This window comes from Pseudomonas sp. RSB 5.4, from assembly GCF_037126175.1.
Classification (GTDB): domain Bacteria; phylum Pseudomonadota; class Gammaproteobacteria; order Pseudomonadales; family Pseudomonadaceae; genus Aquipseudomonas; species Aquipseudomonas fluorescens_H.
Genome location: NZ_CP146986.1, coordinates 5,645,724 through 5,661,318, shown reverse-complemented (window position 1 = coordinate 5,661,318; position 15,595 = coordinate 5,645,724). Strand labels below are relative to the sequence as shown.

Here is a 15,595-nt window from a genome sequence, read left to right as displayed (position 1 = left end):
ATGGCGCGGACGGGGCTAAAACGAGGCATTCCCCGGAGATTGCAATGAGCCCGCGCCAACGTTTTTTCGAGTGTCTGCACCGTTCACCGCCCGCGTTGTTCGACGCGGCGCTGTGGATGGCTGCCGAGCACGAAAAAGGCCTCGATGTCGAAGCGCTGCAGCAAGACTTCAAGGAGCTGCAGCAGCGCGTCAGCTACGGCTTGCCGATGCTGCCGGTCAGCGAACTGGCGCAGCCATTGCTGCGGCGGATGAATGACCTGGGGTTCGCCCAGGACGATTTTCTGCCGCTACGCCCGCAGGTCGCGTTGTTGCACAAAGTGTTGCAGACCCGTCGCGGCCAGCCACTGACCCTGTCCTTGATTGCCTTGGAACTGGCGCGCCGTCTGGAAATCCCGCTGGTCGGGGTCAACTTCCCCGGGCATTTCCTGCTGCGGGTACCCGGTGCCGATCACCTGCTCGACCCGTGTGGTGGCCGGCGTCTGTATCCCAACGATTGTCGCGAGTTGTTGCAGCGTCAGTACGGCGCGCACCTCAAACTCAAAGCCGATCATCTCGCCACCGCCACCCCGCAGCAAATGCTCCAGCGCCTGTCACGCAATCTGCGTCAGTTGCATCTGGCCCATGAGGATTACATCGCCGCATTGATCGACGCTGAACGCGTACTGGAACTGGGCACCGCCAGCGCTGCCGATTATCTGGCCCGCGCCAGCCTGTACCAACGCCTCGACTGCCCGAACGCCGAGCGCTTCGATCTGGAACATGCGCTGCTGCTCAGTGACGATCCGGTGCAGCGCCTGCGCCTGACTGAACGGCTTGGGCACCTGCCCCCAAACTCCGTCGTGCACTAAACGCTTTTTGTAGAAGTGAGCCTGCTCGCGATACAGGCGCCGCCGTTTTTTCTGTCAGACCGCGTTATCGTTCTTCGCGAGCAAGCCCGCTCCCACAGGGGGTTGTGTGGCGTCCGAGGGTGAGCGCACCTGGATGATCAGCAGTGCCGCGATGACCGCCGGAATCGCGCAGAAGAAGAAAATCTGCGCCACCGGGATGTGCATCGCCAGCAGCATGCTGCCGAACAGCGGCCCGAGGATCGAACCGAAGCGCCCTACTCCCAACGCCCAGCCAGTGCCTGTGGCCCGCACATGGGCCGGGTAGAAGTTACTGGCGAAGGCGTTCAGCGTCAGTTGGCCGCCGATGATGCAGAACCCGGCGGCAAACACGCAGGCCACCAGATAGCGTGGATTGTCGTGGTTCAAACCCAACAGAATCGTGCACAGCGCCGCCCCGGCCAACACCGCGCAGAGCAAGCGCACCTTGCGTTGCAAACGGTCGGCAAACCAGGCCATGCACACCGCGCCCAAGGTGCCGGCGAACAGGAACATCGAGGTCACCAGGTTGGCTTCATTGAGTTTCAGGCCGCTTTCCAGCAACAGCGTCGGCAGCCAGCTGATCATGAAATACAGCAGAATCAGGCTGACAAAAAACGTCGCCCAGATCAGCAGGGTCGGTCGCGCATAACCGTTGCGGAACAACTCGACCACCGTCAGTTTGCTGCCCTGCTCGCGCTCGTTCTGTTCGAGCGAGGCGGCCGGCGGTTGCCAGTCCGGCAGCATCCGCGCGGTGACTTTGCGCAGCCGCGCATAGGGCGGTGCGTCACGCAGTAACCGTGGCAGCGATTCGGGCAGCATCCACCACAGGAACGGGAACAGCAGCAGCGGCGTGACGCCACCGGCGAGGAACACCGCTTGCCAGCCAAAGCGGTCGATGAAGCCTGCGGCGACAAAACCACCCGCCGCACCGCCAAACGAAAACCCACAAGCGGCCAGTGTCACCATCAATGTGCGCAGACGCGGCGGTGAGTATTCCGACATCAAGGCCATGGCACTGGGCATCGCCCCGCCCATGCCGATGCCGCAGATGAAGCGCGCGATCATCAGGGTATTCAGCGAATCGGCGAACACCATCAGCACTGTCAGGCTGGCGTAGATCAGCACACAGGCGAGCAGGATCCGTCGTACGCCGAAGCGATCGGCCAGCGGCGTCACCGCGAGCGAACCTAGGGTCAGACCCAACAGGTTGGCGCTGAAAACCGGCCCGAACGCGGCTTTTTCCAGGCCCCAGTCCTGGGCCAAGGCCGGCACCACGTAACCGAGCACCTGAGCGTCATAGCCGTCGGTGACCAGCAGCAAGGCGAGCAGGATCAGGAGCAACCACTGATAGCGGGACACAGGACGGGCGTCGAGTGCCGCGCGGAAGCTGGCAATCTGGTTGTGCATCGCAAGGTACCTGTTTTGTTTTTATGATTTTTTAGGTGCAACACGGACTACAGGTGGGAGCGGGCTTGCTCGCGAAAGCGGTGTGTCAGTCAACATCCCCGTAGCTGACACTCCGCTTTCGCGAGCAAGCCCGCTCCCACAGGGTCTTACGGTGTATCCGGCTGGTTGGCCGGATGCGCCTTGATGAACGCCGGATGCTCAGCCGCCAACGCCGCCACCCGCCGAATCCGCGGATAAGCCTCGAGCGAAACACCGAACCGCTCCGCCGCATACAACTGCGGGATCAGATAAACGTCAGCCACACACGGCCACTCGCCGAAACAGAAACCGCTGTCACCGATCAATTGCTCGACGGTCGCCAGCCCCTGACTGATCCAGTGCGCGATCCATTCCACCACCTGCGGCTCTTCGTGGCCCAACTGGCGCAGGCGATTGAGCACGCTAACGTTATGCAGCGGATGCACATCGCAGCCGATCACCGCCGCCACACCGCGCACATGAGCACGGGCAGCGAGGTCTTCGGGCAGCAATGGCAGCTGAGGATAACGCTCTTCCAGGTACTCGATGATCGCCGGCGACTGAATCAGCAACTCGCCGTCATCGGTGCGCAAGGCCGGCACCCGGCCCTGCGGATTGATCGCCAGATACGCCGCCTGCCGATGCTCGCCCCCCGACGGCGCGATCAGGTTGACCGGCAACGCGGTGTAGTCGAGCCCTTTCAGCGCCAGGGCAATGCGCACCCGGTATGACGAGGTCGAGCGGTAATAGGTGTAGAGATCCATGATCCGCTCCTGTCAGCGCGCCGCCAGCACTTTGCCGCGGCATTCGCCGAAGCCGATCGAGGCGAAACCGTCACGGGCGCAGCGCGCACGCAGAATGATTTCGTCGCCGTCCTCAAGGAATTTGCGCACTTCGCCGGAGGCCAGTTCGATCGGCTTTTTACCGCCCTCGGTGATTTCCAGCAGGCTGCCGAACTGACCGCTTTGCGGGCCGGACAAAGTCCCCGAACCGAACAGGTCACCGGCCTGCAACTGGCAGCCGTTGACGCTGTGGTGCGCGACCATTTGCGCGACGGTCCAGTACATGTAGCGGGTGTTACTCAGAGTCAGGCGATGGGCCGGCAGATTCTGTTCGCGCATGGCTTCGGTGAGCAGCAGCACTTCCAGTTCAATATCGAATGCGCCAGCGTCCTGATCGCGTTTGTCGAACAGGTATGGCAGCGGCTGCGGATCACCTTCCGGGCGCGCAGGTTGTGGGGTGCGGAATGGCTCCAGCGCTTCGGCCGTCACCACCCACGGCGACACACTGGTGATGAAGCTCTTGGAGAGGAACGGGCCGAGCGGCTGGTATTCCCAGGCCTGGATATCGCGGGCCGACCAGTCGTTGAGCAGGCAGAAACCGGCGATGTGTTCGGCGGCGTCACCGATGGCGATCGGCTCGCCCATTTCGTTGCCCTGGCCGATCCAGATGCCCAGCTCCAGTTCGTAGTCGAGACGTGCGCAAGGGCCGAAGGTCGGCTCGCTCGCACCGGCCGGCAGGGTCTGGCCTTTCGGACGACGCACGTCGGTGCCGGAGGCGCGCACCGTGGAGGCGCGGCCGTGATAACCGATCGGCACGTGTTTGTAGTTTGGCAGCAGCGGGTTGTCCGGACGGAACAGTTTGCCGACGTTCTGCGCGTGCTCGATGCCCACGTAGAAGTCGGTGTAATCGCTGATGCGCGCCGGCAGGTGCAACTGGCAATCGGCAGCCAGTGGCAGCAGTTTCGCGCCTTGGGCTTCGATGGCGCCGCGATGGCTGCTGCCCTCGCTGAACAATTCCAGCAAGCGGCTGCGCAAGGCTACGCGGGCTTCGCGACCGAGGTCGAAGAAGGCGTTCAGCAGACCGCCGTGCATGGCTTCGACCGCGCTGCGTGCCGCGCCGTCGAACAGCCCGGCTTCGAGCGCCACTTGCAGATCGAAAATGTGCTCGCCGATCGCCACGCCTGCGCGCGGCGCCGCGCCATTGAGACTGAACACGCCCAGCGGCAGGTTCTGCAACGGGAAATCCGCGTGGCCGTTGGCCGAAGCAACCCAACTGCGGGTGATGGAAGTCTGAGTCATGGGTTATCTCCGGGTCGGGTCGAACGTGGCGGGCAGCGTGGCCCAGCAGGCGTCGTAATTGGATTGCAGTTGCGGGCAGTCGAGGGCGAAGCGGCTTGGGCGCAGCACCTGACTGGTCTCGAACATGAAGGCCATGGTGTTGTCGATCTTCGCAGGCTTGAGGTCGGCGTTGATCGCTTTGGTGCAGGATTCGCCGTCCGGGCCGTGGGCGCTCATGCAACTGTGCAGGGACGCACCGCCGGGCACGAAACCTTCAGCCTTGGCGTCGTACTCGCCCTGGATCAGGCCCATGAATTCGTTCATCAGATTGCGGTGGAACCACGGTGGACGGAAGGTGTTCTCGGCGACCATCCAGCGTGGCGGGAAGATCACGAAGTCGAGGTTGGCCAGACCGTGCACGCTGGTCGGCGAAGTCAGCACGGTGAAGATCGACGGATCCGGGTGATCGAAGCTCACGGTACCGATGGTATTGAAACGGCGCAGGTCGTATTTGTACGGCACGTTGTTGCCGTGCCAGGCCACCACGTTCAACGGCGAATGATCGAGCTCGGTGCCCCACAACTGGCCGAGGAATTTCTGCACCAGCGTGGTCGGCTGCTGCAGGTTTTCGTAGGCGGCGACCGGGGCGAGGAAGTCCCGCGGATTGGCCAGACCGTTGCTGCCGATCGGCCCCAGATCCGGCAGGCGCAGCGGCGCGCCGTGGTTCTCGGCGACGTACCCGCGCGCTTGCGGATCAAGCAGTTCAACGCGGAATTTCAGACCGCGCGGCAGCACGGCGATTTCCAGCGGCGCGACTTCGAGCACACCGAGTTCGGTGGCAATCCGCAGCCGCCCGAGTTGCGGCACCAGCAGCAGCTCGCCGTCGGCGTTGTAGAACACCCGCTCCATCGAACGGTTGGCGCAATAGTTGTAGATGCTGATGCCGGCCGGTTTTTCCGCCGCCGAATTGGCGACCATGCCGACCAGACCGTCGATGAAATCGGTCGGCTCAGCGGGGATCTGCAGCGGATTCCAGCGCAGGCGATTGGGCGTCACTTCACCCAGCGGGCCGCCGGCCAGTTGCCGCTCCAGTTTGACAAACGCCGGGTGATTGGCCGACGGCTGAATGCGATACATCCAGGTGCGCCGGGCTTCACTGCGGGCCATGGTGAATGCAGTGCCGGAGAGCAATTCGGTGTAGAGGCCGTAGGGGGCTTTTTGCGGGGAGTTCTGGCCGATGGGCAAGGCGCCGGGCAACGCTTCACTGCTGAATTCGTTGCCGAAACCGGACTGGTACGCCAGCTCCGACGCGTTTGAATCGAGGTTCATGGAGCCTCCTGAACAGGGAGTCGGCAGTGGCCCATCGCTCTGGCTCAGAGGTTTGCGCACGCCGGGGTTGTTATTATCGTAATTCGATTACGCATAACGTAATTTGCTCGCTATCCAGCGTCAAGCTATAAAGACGCCCATTCGTTTTGGAACCCGGCCGCACCATGGAAAAAACCAGCGACAGTAACGGCAAACAGAAAGTCCGCTCCGCCGAGGTCGGCACCGACATCCTCAAGGCGTTGGCCGAGTTGTCGCCGTCCACCTCGCTGTCGCGTCTGGCCGAACATGTGCAGATGCCGGCCAGCAAGGTGCACCGCTATCTCCAGGCCCTGATCGCCAGCGGCTTCGCCGAGCAAAACGCCGCCACCAACCATTACGGCCTCGGTCGTGAAGCGTTGCGCGTGGGCCTCGCAGCCTTGAACAGTATGGACGTACTCAAAGTCGCCGCCCTGCCCCTGTCCGAGTTGCGCGACGAACTGAACGAAACCTGTTTTCTCGCGGTGTGGGGCAATCAGGGCGCGACCGTGGTGCACATCGAACCGGCGGTGCGCGCGGTGACGGTGGTGACGCAATTGGGTTCGGTATTACCGCTGCTCAGTTCGTCCACCGGGCTGGTGTTCAGCGCCTACCTGCCACATCGCGAAACCGATGAATTGCGCGAGCAGGAAACCGCCGTCGCCAATCATCCGCTGGCCGATGAAAAAACCTATTCGGACCTGTGCGAACAGATCCGCGCGCGCAGCCTGCATCATGTGCATGGCTTGCTGATGCCCGGTGTGGACGCGCTGTCGGCGCCGGTGTTCAACGCGGTCGGGCAGATCGCCGCCGTGCTCACCATCGTCGGCCCGACTTCGCTGTTCCACGCCGATGAAAACGGCCCGGCTGCCCAGCGTTTGCTGGCGGCAGCGCGAGCCGTCAGTTGGCGAATGGGCTATCAGGCCGACGACCTCCATCCCTGAAGCGCCGCCGGCCATGTCTCGCAATCAGGCGAGGGTGGTTTTGCTGGCGGTGCTCTGCGGGTCATCAAGGATCTCTTGAATCACCTCCAGCAAGCGTTTGGGCAATCGAGTCTGACCGGACGCTTCGGCCACCAGCTTCTCGATCACGTAAGCATCGCCTATCAGCCCGATGACGTTTTTCTGCACTTGGGTCACCGACGCCTTGGTGAACCCGGCCTTGCCCAGGGATGCCAACTCGATCAGCGCGTCCTTGAAATGCCCGATGGCGCGCGCCCGGTCGCCCAACCCATAAGCCTCGAACCCTTGCACCATCGCTTTGGTGAACAACACGGCCGTGAGGGCGATGCCGACGGGCGCGAACACAATACTGATGGCTCCCGCCGCCGCGACCACCGCGTCGAACAGCAGACCGCCGATGATTTCCTTGAGGCTTCGGGTCTTTTCATCCACATCGGCAATCACCTTGTGCAGAACGCTTTCGTAACACTCGTTGAAGTCGGTGATGTGAATCCTGCCATTGAGCGTTGGGGCCTGCGTGGCTCTGGACGATTCTTCAAGCTCACGCAGATAGCTCCCCACCTGCAGCTGATGCTTCACGTAGAGCCGCTGATGCAGGTAGTCGCCCAGGCCTTGTGTCTTGACCGCGCTGACAAACTCGTTGAACGGTCGCAACTCGCGGCCATCCGGAGCGTCGGGGGTAAACAGGTATTCGATGACCTGCCCCTGCAGACGCAGCCTGAACACATAGACCCCCACGACCGGCCGCAACAACAGATGCAACTGATGCAGAACACTGTGCCCGACGTTGCCGAAGGCGTCGGCCTGCCGGGTGATCTGTCGCGGATCATTTTCGACGTACAGGTTGACTACCCCGAGCAAGGCCTCAACGTGCGCCTGCGGCAGTTGCCCATTGAACTGTCCCTGCATGATCGCCACCCGCATCCGTCGTTGCAGGATGGCCAGTGCAATGCCTCGCTTGAGCAGCCCCTCGGAATTGGCTGGATTGAGGTCAACGGCGCGTAGCTGACCGATGTATTGCTCCCCCGGACGCAAGGTTCTCGACCAACTGGCGATGTCACGGATGTCCAGCCCAGTGAACGGCGGATGCCCGTCCAGCAGCACGAAACGCGGGTATAGCGGCTGCCCCGTTTGATCGGCATAAAACGCGACCTCACCCACGATCAACTCATGCAAGGTCATCCTCTGTCGCTCGTCGATCTGCACCTCGATCAGGTCCGGATCGATGACAAACTGCCGGCCCCGTTGCAACAAGACTTCTTCTACCCGCGCCTTGATCAGATCACGGCAAAACTTTTCATAGGATGCAAAACCGCACTGGCGTATCTGGATGGTCTGCAGCGCCTTGAGTTCGCAGTTGATCCGGGTGAAGCCCTGACGCAACGTTTCATCCGCCGTGCGGTAGCCGTATGGCGTCTGACCTTCTTCCTGCGACACCCGCCAGGCGCGCTCGTTGAAAACCAGAGGGTCGAGCACTTCGGCACCGCCAGAGTGCGCGGGCGCGAGCGTCAGGCCGATCCAGGCATCGCCGCGCTGAGAAGCCTGCTTGAGATAACCAGTGATTTGCTGGCGATCCAGGGCATGGGACTGCCAGGTGAGATAGTCACGTCCACGCTCGGTGGCCGCCCAGGCCGCTACTTCAAGATTGAGGATTCGGAAGGTGTGTTTCTCATACCAATCCCGACCGTCGGGCGACCCCGGGGCATACAGCAGCCAGCTATCCTCGCCCGCGCCGCGACTGCCGACGGCCACCAGATCCTTGAGCGCGCGGACGTCCGCACGCAGCTGCAAAGGGGCAATCGTCAGCGCCGCGTCCCCGGCGACGGCTCTTTGAATCCGCTGCAAATCGGCGTCACTCAAATGTCCCTGACACTTCGCGGCAAAAGCACTCAGCAGCAATTGATCACGGATGAGACTGTTCAAGGCTGCCAGCACGCCCTGGCGTTCGTACGCCTTGCGCAAGCGGACACCGTATTCGGCGCGAACACTGCTGGTGACGATTTTTTCCAGCCATGGCTGGTTCAGACCCGCGGGCAGTCCGTCCCCGGAAAAGCTGATTCGCCCGCGCATGCCCGGCTCATGCAGGCCTTGCAGCAACAGATCCGTCAACGAGCGCCTGTCCTCCTGAATCACCGTGCGCCCCGCCGCCTGGAATACATAACGGCTGTGAGTGACGATCAAATCGGGATCCAGTGGGTTGCCGAAGTCCTGCTCCAACTCCCGACTCATCAGTGAACGGGCGAAAGCGCGCAAACTTGCGGCGTCCTCCAGTTGCCGATCCAGCTCGATCTGGCTATCGACCCACTGCTGTTCCAGCTCGCAGTACTTAAGTTTCTCTTTCGCCCCCACTCGGCTCAGCCATGTCGGCGCAGTGCTGTCTTGAGTGGAAATATGTGTGTTCATGACGTTCATTGAAATGCCCTTATGAGAAGTCGATCAGCCAATTCCAAAAATTGGCAACCCAATCTAAATAAGGACAAACCAACTCCCAACCTCACAACCAATACCAAAATCCAGAGAACATGACCGCATATGACACAGCGTTAATGTCGAAACATAAATGTGATTTGACCCACACTGCACTCGACTGACGTCTAGTGCCTCTGCCCTGTATTGGTTATTCAGCCATCCCATTGAATAGAGGCGCCAGGATCGACAACTTCACATCGTGCAAAAGAAACAGCATTGCTGCGGCAATATATTGATCAAAATAAGCGTCGACCGCTCAGTGGTGCCACGACAGGGACTGCACGCGGATGCCCTCTGGCGAAGGGGCAATGCCCTCATTGAGCCCTTGGACTGTTGCATGCCCCGTAACAGTGCATGTCCGGAATCGCTATTTTTCCTTCGGGTCGAACCCCTTATTCTGAGCGGGCTTTCACGGCAGTCGCCGCGAAGCAGGAAGCCTTGGCTGCTGAGCCCCTCGCGCCATCGCTGACCGTTTTCAGATCAATCGAATCTTCGGATTGATCGCCCCGGTGTTCACTGACGTTGATTTGTAGCTCCTTGATCCAACGTCTTACCTTGGCCGCTGCGTTTGCAGCGGCCTTTTTTATGCCTGACAAAAAGCAAGCGTACCCTCCTGAAAGAAAACTCCGAAAAACCCATCGAACACTTCTTATTGCGTAGAAGTACACAACCCTGCGATTAAAGAAAATTCGAAAGCGCACTCAATCAAACAAGCTTTAATTCATGGAGTGTTCAGACTTTGAATTCAGGCCTTGTCGCAACTTAAAACGACTCAAGCATCGCCTCTCGACAAGGATCGTATTGCCGACCGTCAAGGCACGGCGTGCTGCCAATGGAAAGCCCGGATTCAAACTTATAAATAAAAAAACGAGCAAACACTTTGTGCCTGCTCGTTATTTTTCCTGTTAAAGCGAATACTTCTGCAAATTCGCCATCATTTCCTTCAATGCTTCAATGTTGTCCTTGGGATGCGCCGCGCCCTCGAAGTCGCAGATCTGCTGCCAATGCGCCGCGACATCTTCCGGCGAAAAACCGCTACGTGGATCGAACCCGGCGCCGAGGCTGCGCTCCCAGCGCACCTTGCCCATCCAGCCGCCACCGACTTCAAACAGGCCGGAGGTTTCCTGGCACTGCTCGCTGGCCAGATACACCACCAGCGGGCTGACCAGTTCCGGTTTGAGCTGTTCGAACACTTGCGGCGGGATCAGGCCTTCGGTCATGCGCGTGCCACCGGTGGGGGCGATGGCGTTGACCAGGATGTTGTTCTTGCGTCCTTCGATGGCCAGGGTACGGGTCAGTCCGTAGAGGCCAAGTTTGGCCATGCCATAGTTGGACTGGCCGAAGTTGCCGTAGATGCCCGAAGTCGAAGCCGTGAAAATCACCCGACCGTAGCTTTGCTCGCGCAGGTGCGGCCAGGCGGCGCGGGTGACTTTGTAGGCGCCTTCGACATGGACGCGATAGACCAGATCCCAGTCGGCGTCGTCCATCTTGTGAAAGGTCTTGTCGCGCAGGATCCCGGCGTTGTTCACCACCACGTCGACACGGCCAAAGACATCGAGGGCGTTTTTCACCAGTTTGTCGCCGTCAGTGACCGAATCGTGGTTGGCCTCGGCGATGCCGCCGGCTTCGCGAATTTCCGCCACCACACGGTCGGCGGCGGAAGCGTTGGCACCTTCACCCTGGGTCGAGCCGCCGAGGTCGTTGACCAGCACTCTGGCGCCGTGCCGGGCGAACAGCAAAGCGTGCGCCCGACCGAGGCCACCACCGGCCCCAGTGACGATCACGACTTTATCTTCGAAACGTACGGACTCATTCATCGCGGGAACTCCAGCTGGCCTGAGGGACAATAATCCCGAGTGTCAGGCACGGGGCGTTAGGTCACAACGAACAGGGCTGGGGCTGAATGGTGGGCGATAAGGCTGGGGGATGATGAACAGCAAAATCCATAGATCGCAGCCTGCGGCAGCTCCTACAGAAGGTTGGTGCAGGAGCTGCCGTAAGCTGCGATCTCTTGATCTTTCAGGAACACGCGACCTTACGCGGCGGCAACTCCAGGCGCTCACGAAACGCCAGATAATGCTTGAGCACCTGCACCGGCGCTTCGATCTGCGGATAGTGGCCGATGCCCGGCAACAGTACGGTGTCGGCATCGGTAATCAGCTTGCGGTAACGCTCGACCATGTGCGCACCGGAGATCGGATCGACTTCGCCATCGATCACTCGCAACGGCACATCTCCACGTTGCATCGCCGACACCCAGCGGTCACGTTGCACCCGACGCTCCGGGATATAGCCGATCAATTTGTGCAGGATGCGCGGGCCGCGATGGGTCTCGATCAGACTCCAGAAATCATCCAGTTCGCTTTCGCTGGGCCGGGTCTGCGGGCCGAAAATCTGCCGAAAACTTTTCACCAATGCATCACGGGTAAACGCACGCCCGATCATCCAGCCCAGCGGACTGAGCAGCAGCTTTTGCATCAACACCGGTCTATGGGTTTCCGGGAACAGGCCGCCATTGAGAAAGACACAACTGGCGACCTCGATACGATTTTCGTGATGCCGGGCGAGCAGTTCCTGGGCAACGCTGTCGCCATAATCGTGGGCCAGCAGGTGCACCGGTTGCTCGACCTGAAGATGCGCCAACAGCGCCTGCTGCAGGTCGGCCTGTTCCAGCAGGCTGTAGCTGTGATTCAGCGGTTTGGCCGAATCACCGAAACCGAGCATGTCGCAGGCGATCACTCGGTAACGCTGGGCCAGCGGCTGCCACAGGTAGTGCCAGTCCCAACTGGCCGTCGGGAAACCATGGATCAGCAGCAGCGGTTCACCCTGCCCCGCCGTCCAGTAACGGATCGACTGGCCGCGAAAGACAAACGTCCGGCTGCGTTTGCGCCAGACACACAGAGGAATCTCGGCAAGAGGCATTAGAGTTTATATCCGGGGTCTTGTTTATCGAGTTTGCGCAGCAGTGCCGGCCAAGCCAGCGCGCCGCCCATGCCTTGAGCACTTTTGGTCACGCCGGCGATCATCGCCTTGGCGCCCGCGAGGATTTGCGGTTCGATGGCGATCAGTTCAGCACCGCCGGTTTGCGCCATGACCTGAATGTCACAGGCGCGCTGGAAGGTGAACATCATCAGAAAGGTGTCGGCGATGGTGCCGCCACAGGTCAACAGACCGTGGTTGTGCAGCATCAGGAAATTGTTATCGCCCAGGTCGGCCTGCAAGCGCGCCTTCTCTTCGTGATTCAGCGCCACGCCTTCGTAGGCGTGATAGGCCAGGCTGGACAGCACGAACAGCGACTGCTGGCTGATCGGCAACACACCCTGTCTTTGCGCGGAAACGGCTACACCGGACGCGGTGTGGGTATGCAGCACACAAACCACATCGTGCCGTACCTCGTGCACGGCGCTGTGGATGGTGTAACCGGCGGGATTGATTTCGTAGGGACTGTCCATGAGCTTGTTGCCGGCCTGATCGACTTTGACCAGGCTCGAGGCGGTGATCTCATGGAACATCAACCCGAACGGGTTGATCAGGAAGTCTTCGGTGCCCGGAACCTTGGCGGAAATGTGGGTGAAGATCAGGTCATCCCAGCCATGCAGCGCCACCAGTCGATAGCAGGCGGCCAGATCGACCCGGGTCTGCCATTCCGCGGCACTGACCTGGTCTTTGACATCAAGGGGCGATTGGACGGGGGCTACGCTCACTGTATGCACCTCTGCGTTCTTATTGTTTTGCACGTGTCAGCAGTCTAGTCAGCTCCCACAATTCACGTAGTTGCATTGCCAGCCAGCTTGATGACTGAGCGGGTCAGCAATGCAAACAGCTTGGATCCATGTCAAAGCAACGACGCCAACAAAGGCGCGGCGAACAGATTGAGCAGCCCGGTCAGCACCATCACCAGCCCCGCCACCGAGCCTTCCTCACCGCCCACTTCATGCGCCCGACTGACGCCCGCGCCATGCGCGCCAACCCCAAACAACGCACCACGCGCCAAGGCACTGCGTAGCGGCAGCCACTTGAGCAATACGCCGCCGAGCATCGCGCCGAACACGCCGGTAAACATCACGAACACGGCAGTCAGTTCCGGCACGCCACCGAGATCCTGCGCCAGCGGCATGGCGAATGGCGTGGTGATCGAGCGCGGCACCAGCGACATCGTGACTGAGGTGTCCAGCGCCAGCGCCCTGGCCAGTCCGAACGAGGTGGCGATCGACGCCGCGCTGCCGGCGAGCATACCCAGCAACAGCGCTGACCAGTGCCGTACCAACAAGCGCCGCTGTTGCCAGATCGGCACGGCGAAGGCGACCGTCACCGGCCCGAGCACCAGCATCAACCAATGGGTGTTGCTCGAATATTCGGCATACGCGGTGTGCAGCGGCACGGCGAGCGCCAGCAGCAGTGCCGGCACCAGAATCAGCGGCGACAGCAGATAGCGCCCGGTGCGCCGGTAAATCCAGCGACTGAACAGGTACGCCAACAGGGTAAAGGCGAGCCAGAACATCGGCATCCATTCAAGCTTCATGGGACCGCCTCAGACGCACGGCCAGCTCTACGGTGAACGCGGTCACCAGCATCACCATCAGGGTACTGGCGCCGATCACCAGCAGAATCCGCCAGCCGTCATTGCGTAACAGCGCGCCGTAGTCGAGCAGGCTCATCAGCGCTGGAATAAAGAACAGCAGCATCTCGGCCATCAGCAATCCGGCCCCCAGTTGCAGCGCCGCCGGTTTGACCCAGCCGAACGCGAACGCCAGCAGCAACAAGGCCATGCCGATGACTCCGCCGGGAATCGGCCAGGCCAGCCACGCGGCGATCTGGCAGCCGAGCAGGTAGAGACCGAGCAACACGGCCAGCTCGGCGAATAGACGGGAAAGATACTTGAGGGATGCGGCGTTCATGATGGGCTCCTGACAGGGGCTTATTTTACGAAACGGCCTGTCATCCCAGAAGCGAATTGTTAGACTCAGCACTATTCCAAAATGGAATCGGATCATGGAATTCAAACAGCTGCGCAGTTTTGTCGAAGTCATGCATCAAGGTGGCTTCACCCAAGCGGCGAGAACCCTGCACATCAGCCAGTCGGCGGTGAGCAAGCAAGTCGCACAACTGGAGCAGAGCCTCGGCACGCCGTTGCTCGAACGGCTCGGCTCGCAACTGCGCCTGACCGCCGCGGGCAGCGTGGTGCTGCAGCGGGCCGAAGGCATGTTGCGTTTGCGCAATGAGTTGCTGAGTGAGCTGGATGATCTGAGCCAACTGGCGCGCGGCGAATTGCGCCTCGGTCTGCCGCTGCTGGGCAGTGATGCGTTATTCGCCGGACTGTTCGCCGAGTATCGGCGGCGCTATCCGAATATCAGCATTCAATTACTTGAGGGTGGCAGTCGCAACGTCGAGCAGGCGGTACTCAGTGGCGAACTGGAGTTGGGCGGCAGCCTGTTGCCGAAAGATCCGCAGTTCGATTTTCAGCCGTTCTGCGACGAGAAACTCGATGCGTTACTGCCGGTGGATCATCCGTTGGCGGCACGCGGCGAGATTGCTCTTGAGGAGTTGGCCGACACGCCGTTCCTGCTGTACCAGCGCAGTTTCGTACTCAATGACCGGTTATTGCAGGCCTGCCAGCAAATGGGTTTCACCCCTAAAGAGGGTGGGCGCAGCGGCCAGGCGGACTTTCTCGTGGCACTGGTCGCCGCTGGGCAAGGCGTGGTGCTGCTGCCCAGCGTGGTCGCCCGGGCACTGGAGCGTCCGGGCGTGGTGCGCCTGACGTTGCGCGCGCCGGATTATCTGCGCTGGGACATCGCGTTCATCTGGCGTCAGGGCGCCTATCTGTCGAAAGCCGCCCAGGCCTGGCTGGCCTTGCTGCGCGAACGCGCGATCAGCCCTTGAGCGTGGCAATCAGTTGCGCCAGCCATGGCTCGGCATCGGCTTCCGGGGTCACGCTTTCGCTGGCGTCCAGACGCAGCATGTCCTGCACTTCGCGCACGCCCAGCTCGGCGAACAACTCGCGCATCAGTTCGCCGCCGCCGCAGAACGTATCGCCGTAACTGGCATCGCCCAAACCGATCACCGCGCCGGGCAAACCTCGCCAGGCCATCGGCAACTGATCGCGAATCGTCGAATACAGCGGCATGAGGTTATCCGGCAACTCGCCCATGCCGGTAGTCGAGGTCACGGCAAGCAGCGCTTCAGGGCCGAAAGACAGCAGATCCGCCAGGCTGGCACGTGGGTTATAGAAGGTTTCAAAACCGGCGGCTTTCAACAGGTTCTGGGCATGGCGAGCGACTTCTTCGGCAGTGCCGTAGACCGAACCGGAGAGAATGGCGACTTTCATCAAACGGATCCTGAAACGAAAAAAAAGAGCCGCGATAGTACCAGCCCGAAGGATGAAGTTGCGATTGGCTCTCAACGGATACTGATGGCCTATAGACAGCGCCGGTTGATCTTCTAGAATGCGAGCCATCGACAATGCTGAAAG

General features: G+C 60.9%; 14 protein-coding genes. 3 read left to right on the top strand and 11 right to left on the bottom strand.

What is annotated here, in order from left to right; all coding sequences use genetic code 11:
- Window positions 1–44 precede the first annotated feature (44 nt).
- A complete protein-coding gene (locus tag V9L13_RS25440; RefSeq protein WP_338800843.1) occupies window positions 45–848 on the top strand; it encodes a transglutaminase family protein in 804 nt (267 codons plus the stop codon).
- Between the two features lie 54 nt (window positions 849–902).
- Here the strand turns inward: V9L13_RS25440 and V9L13_RS25435 are convergent, their stop codons facing one another.
- From V9L13_RS25435 to hmgA, 4 genes are all read right to left on the bottom strand, one after another.
- Window positions 903–2,273 (bottom strand): aromatic acid/H+ symport family MFS transporter, encoded by a 1,371-nt coding sequence (locus tag V9L13_RS25435; protein WP_338800842.1) that lies wholly within the window; start codon window positions 2,271–2,273, stop codon window positions 903–905.
- A gap of 146 nt (window positions 2,274–2,419) precedes the next feature.
- A complete protein-coding gene (gene maiA / locus V9L13_RS25430) occupies window positions 2,420–3,055 on the bottom strand; it encodes a maleylacetoacetate isomerase (protein ID WP_201135773.1) in 636 nt (211 codons plus the stop codon).
- A gap of 12 nt (window positions 3,056–3,067) precedes the next feature.
- The gene (gene fahA, locus V9L13_RS25425; RefSeq protein WP_003221764.1) at window positions 3,068–4,372 is read right to left on the bottom strand and encodes a fumarylacetoacetase; all 1,305 of its coding nucleotides are present in this window, start codon (window positions 4,370–4,372) and stop codon (window positions 3,068–3,070) included.
- 3 nt (window positions 4,373–4,375) lie between these two features.
- Window positions 4,376–5,680 (bottom strand): homogentisate 1,2-dioxygenase, encoded by a 1,305-nt coding sequence (gene hmgA / locus V9L13_RS25420; protein ID WP_338800841.1) that lies wholly within the window; start codon window positions 5,678–5,680, stop codon window positions 4,376–4,378.
- A gap of 164 nt (window positions 5,681–5,844) precedes the next feature.
- Between hmgA and V9L13_RS25415 the strand changes: the two genes are divergently transcribed.
- Window positions 5,845–6,639, top strand: coding sequence for an IclR family transcriptional regulator (locus tag V9L13_RS25415; RefSeq protein WP_103521452.1), 795 nt, complete (start codon window positions 5,845–5,847; stop codon window positions 6,637–6,639).
- Between the two features lie 24 nt (window positions 6,640–6,663).
- On the opposite strand, the gene V9L13_RS25410 is transcribed toward V9L13_RS25415, so the two are convergent.
- The 6 genes from V9L13_RS25410 to V9L13_RS25385 all read right to left on the bottom strand — a co-directional run bounded on the left by V9L13_RS25410 (window position 6,664) and on the right by V9L13_RS25385 (window position 14,024).
- On the bottom strand, window positions 6,664–9,060 hold the full coding sequence (locus V9L13_RS25410) for a DUF6543 domain-containing protein (protein ID WP_338800840.1): 2,397 nt from the start codon (window positions 9,058–9,060) through the stop codon (window positions 6,664–6,666).
- A 971-nt stretch (window positions 9,061–10,031) separates the two neighbouring features.
- Window positions 10,032–10,943: an SDR family oxidoreductase gene (locus tag V9L13_RS25405; protein ID WP_338800839.1), complete on the bottom strand. Its 912-nt coding sequence runs from the start codon at window positions 10,941–10,943 to the stop codon at window positions 10,032–10,034.
- Window positions 10,944–11,145: 202 nt separating this feature from the next.
- Window positions 11,146–12,048, bottom strand: a complete 903-nt coding sequence (locus V9L13_RS25400; protein WP_338800838.1) for an alpha/beta hydrolase — start codon at window positions 12,046–12,048, stop codon at window positions 11,146–11,148.
- On the bottom strand, window positions 12,048–12,830 hold the full coding sequence (locus V9L13_RS25395; RefSeq protein ID WP_338800837.1) for a class II aldolase/adducin family protein: 783 nt from the start codon (window positions 12,828–12,830) through the stop codon (window positions 12,048–12,050). The genes V9L13_RS25400 and V9L13_RS25395 overlap by 1 nt, the downstream gene beginning before the upstream one ends.
- A 131-nt stretch (window positions 12,831–12,961) precedes the next feature.
- The gene (locus V9L13_RS25390) at window positions 12,962–13,648 is read right to left on the bottom strand and encodes an LrgB family protein (protein ID WP_103485812.1); all 687 of its coding nucleotides are present in this window, start codon (window positions 13,646–13,648) and stop codon (window positions 12,962–12,964) included.
- Window positions 13,638–14,024: a CidA/LrgA family protein gene (locus tag V9L13_RS25385; protein WP_007968058.1), complete on the bottom strand. Its 387-nt coding sequence runs from the start codon at window positions 14,022–14,024 to the stop codon at window positions 13,638–13,640. Before V9L13_RS25385 ends, V9L13_RS25390 begins: the two co-directional genes overlap by 11 nt.
- A 94-nt stretch (window positions 14,025–14,118) precedes the next feature.
- On the opposite strand from V9L13_RS25385, the gene V9L13_RS25380 reads away from it, so the two are divergent.
- Window positions 14,119–15,006, top strand: coding sequence for a LysR family transcriptional regulator (locus tag V9L13_RS25380; RefSeq protein WP_045122297.1), 888 nt, complete (start codon window positions 14,119–14,121; stop codon window positions 15,004–15,006).
- Here the strand turns inward: V9L13_RS25380 and V9L13_RS25375 are convergent.
- Entirely contained in the window at window positions 14,996–15,451 is a 456-nt protein-coding gene (locus V9L13_RS25375; RefSeq protein WP_338800836.1) for a flavodoxin, read from the bottom strand. The two genes, V9L13_RS25380 and V9L13_RS25375, sit on opposite strands and share 11 nt — an antisense overlap.
- Window positions 15,452–15,595: the final 144 nt, after the last annotated feature.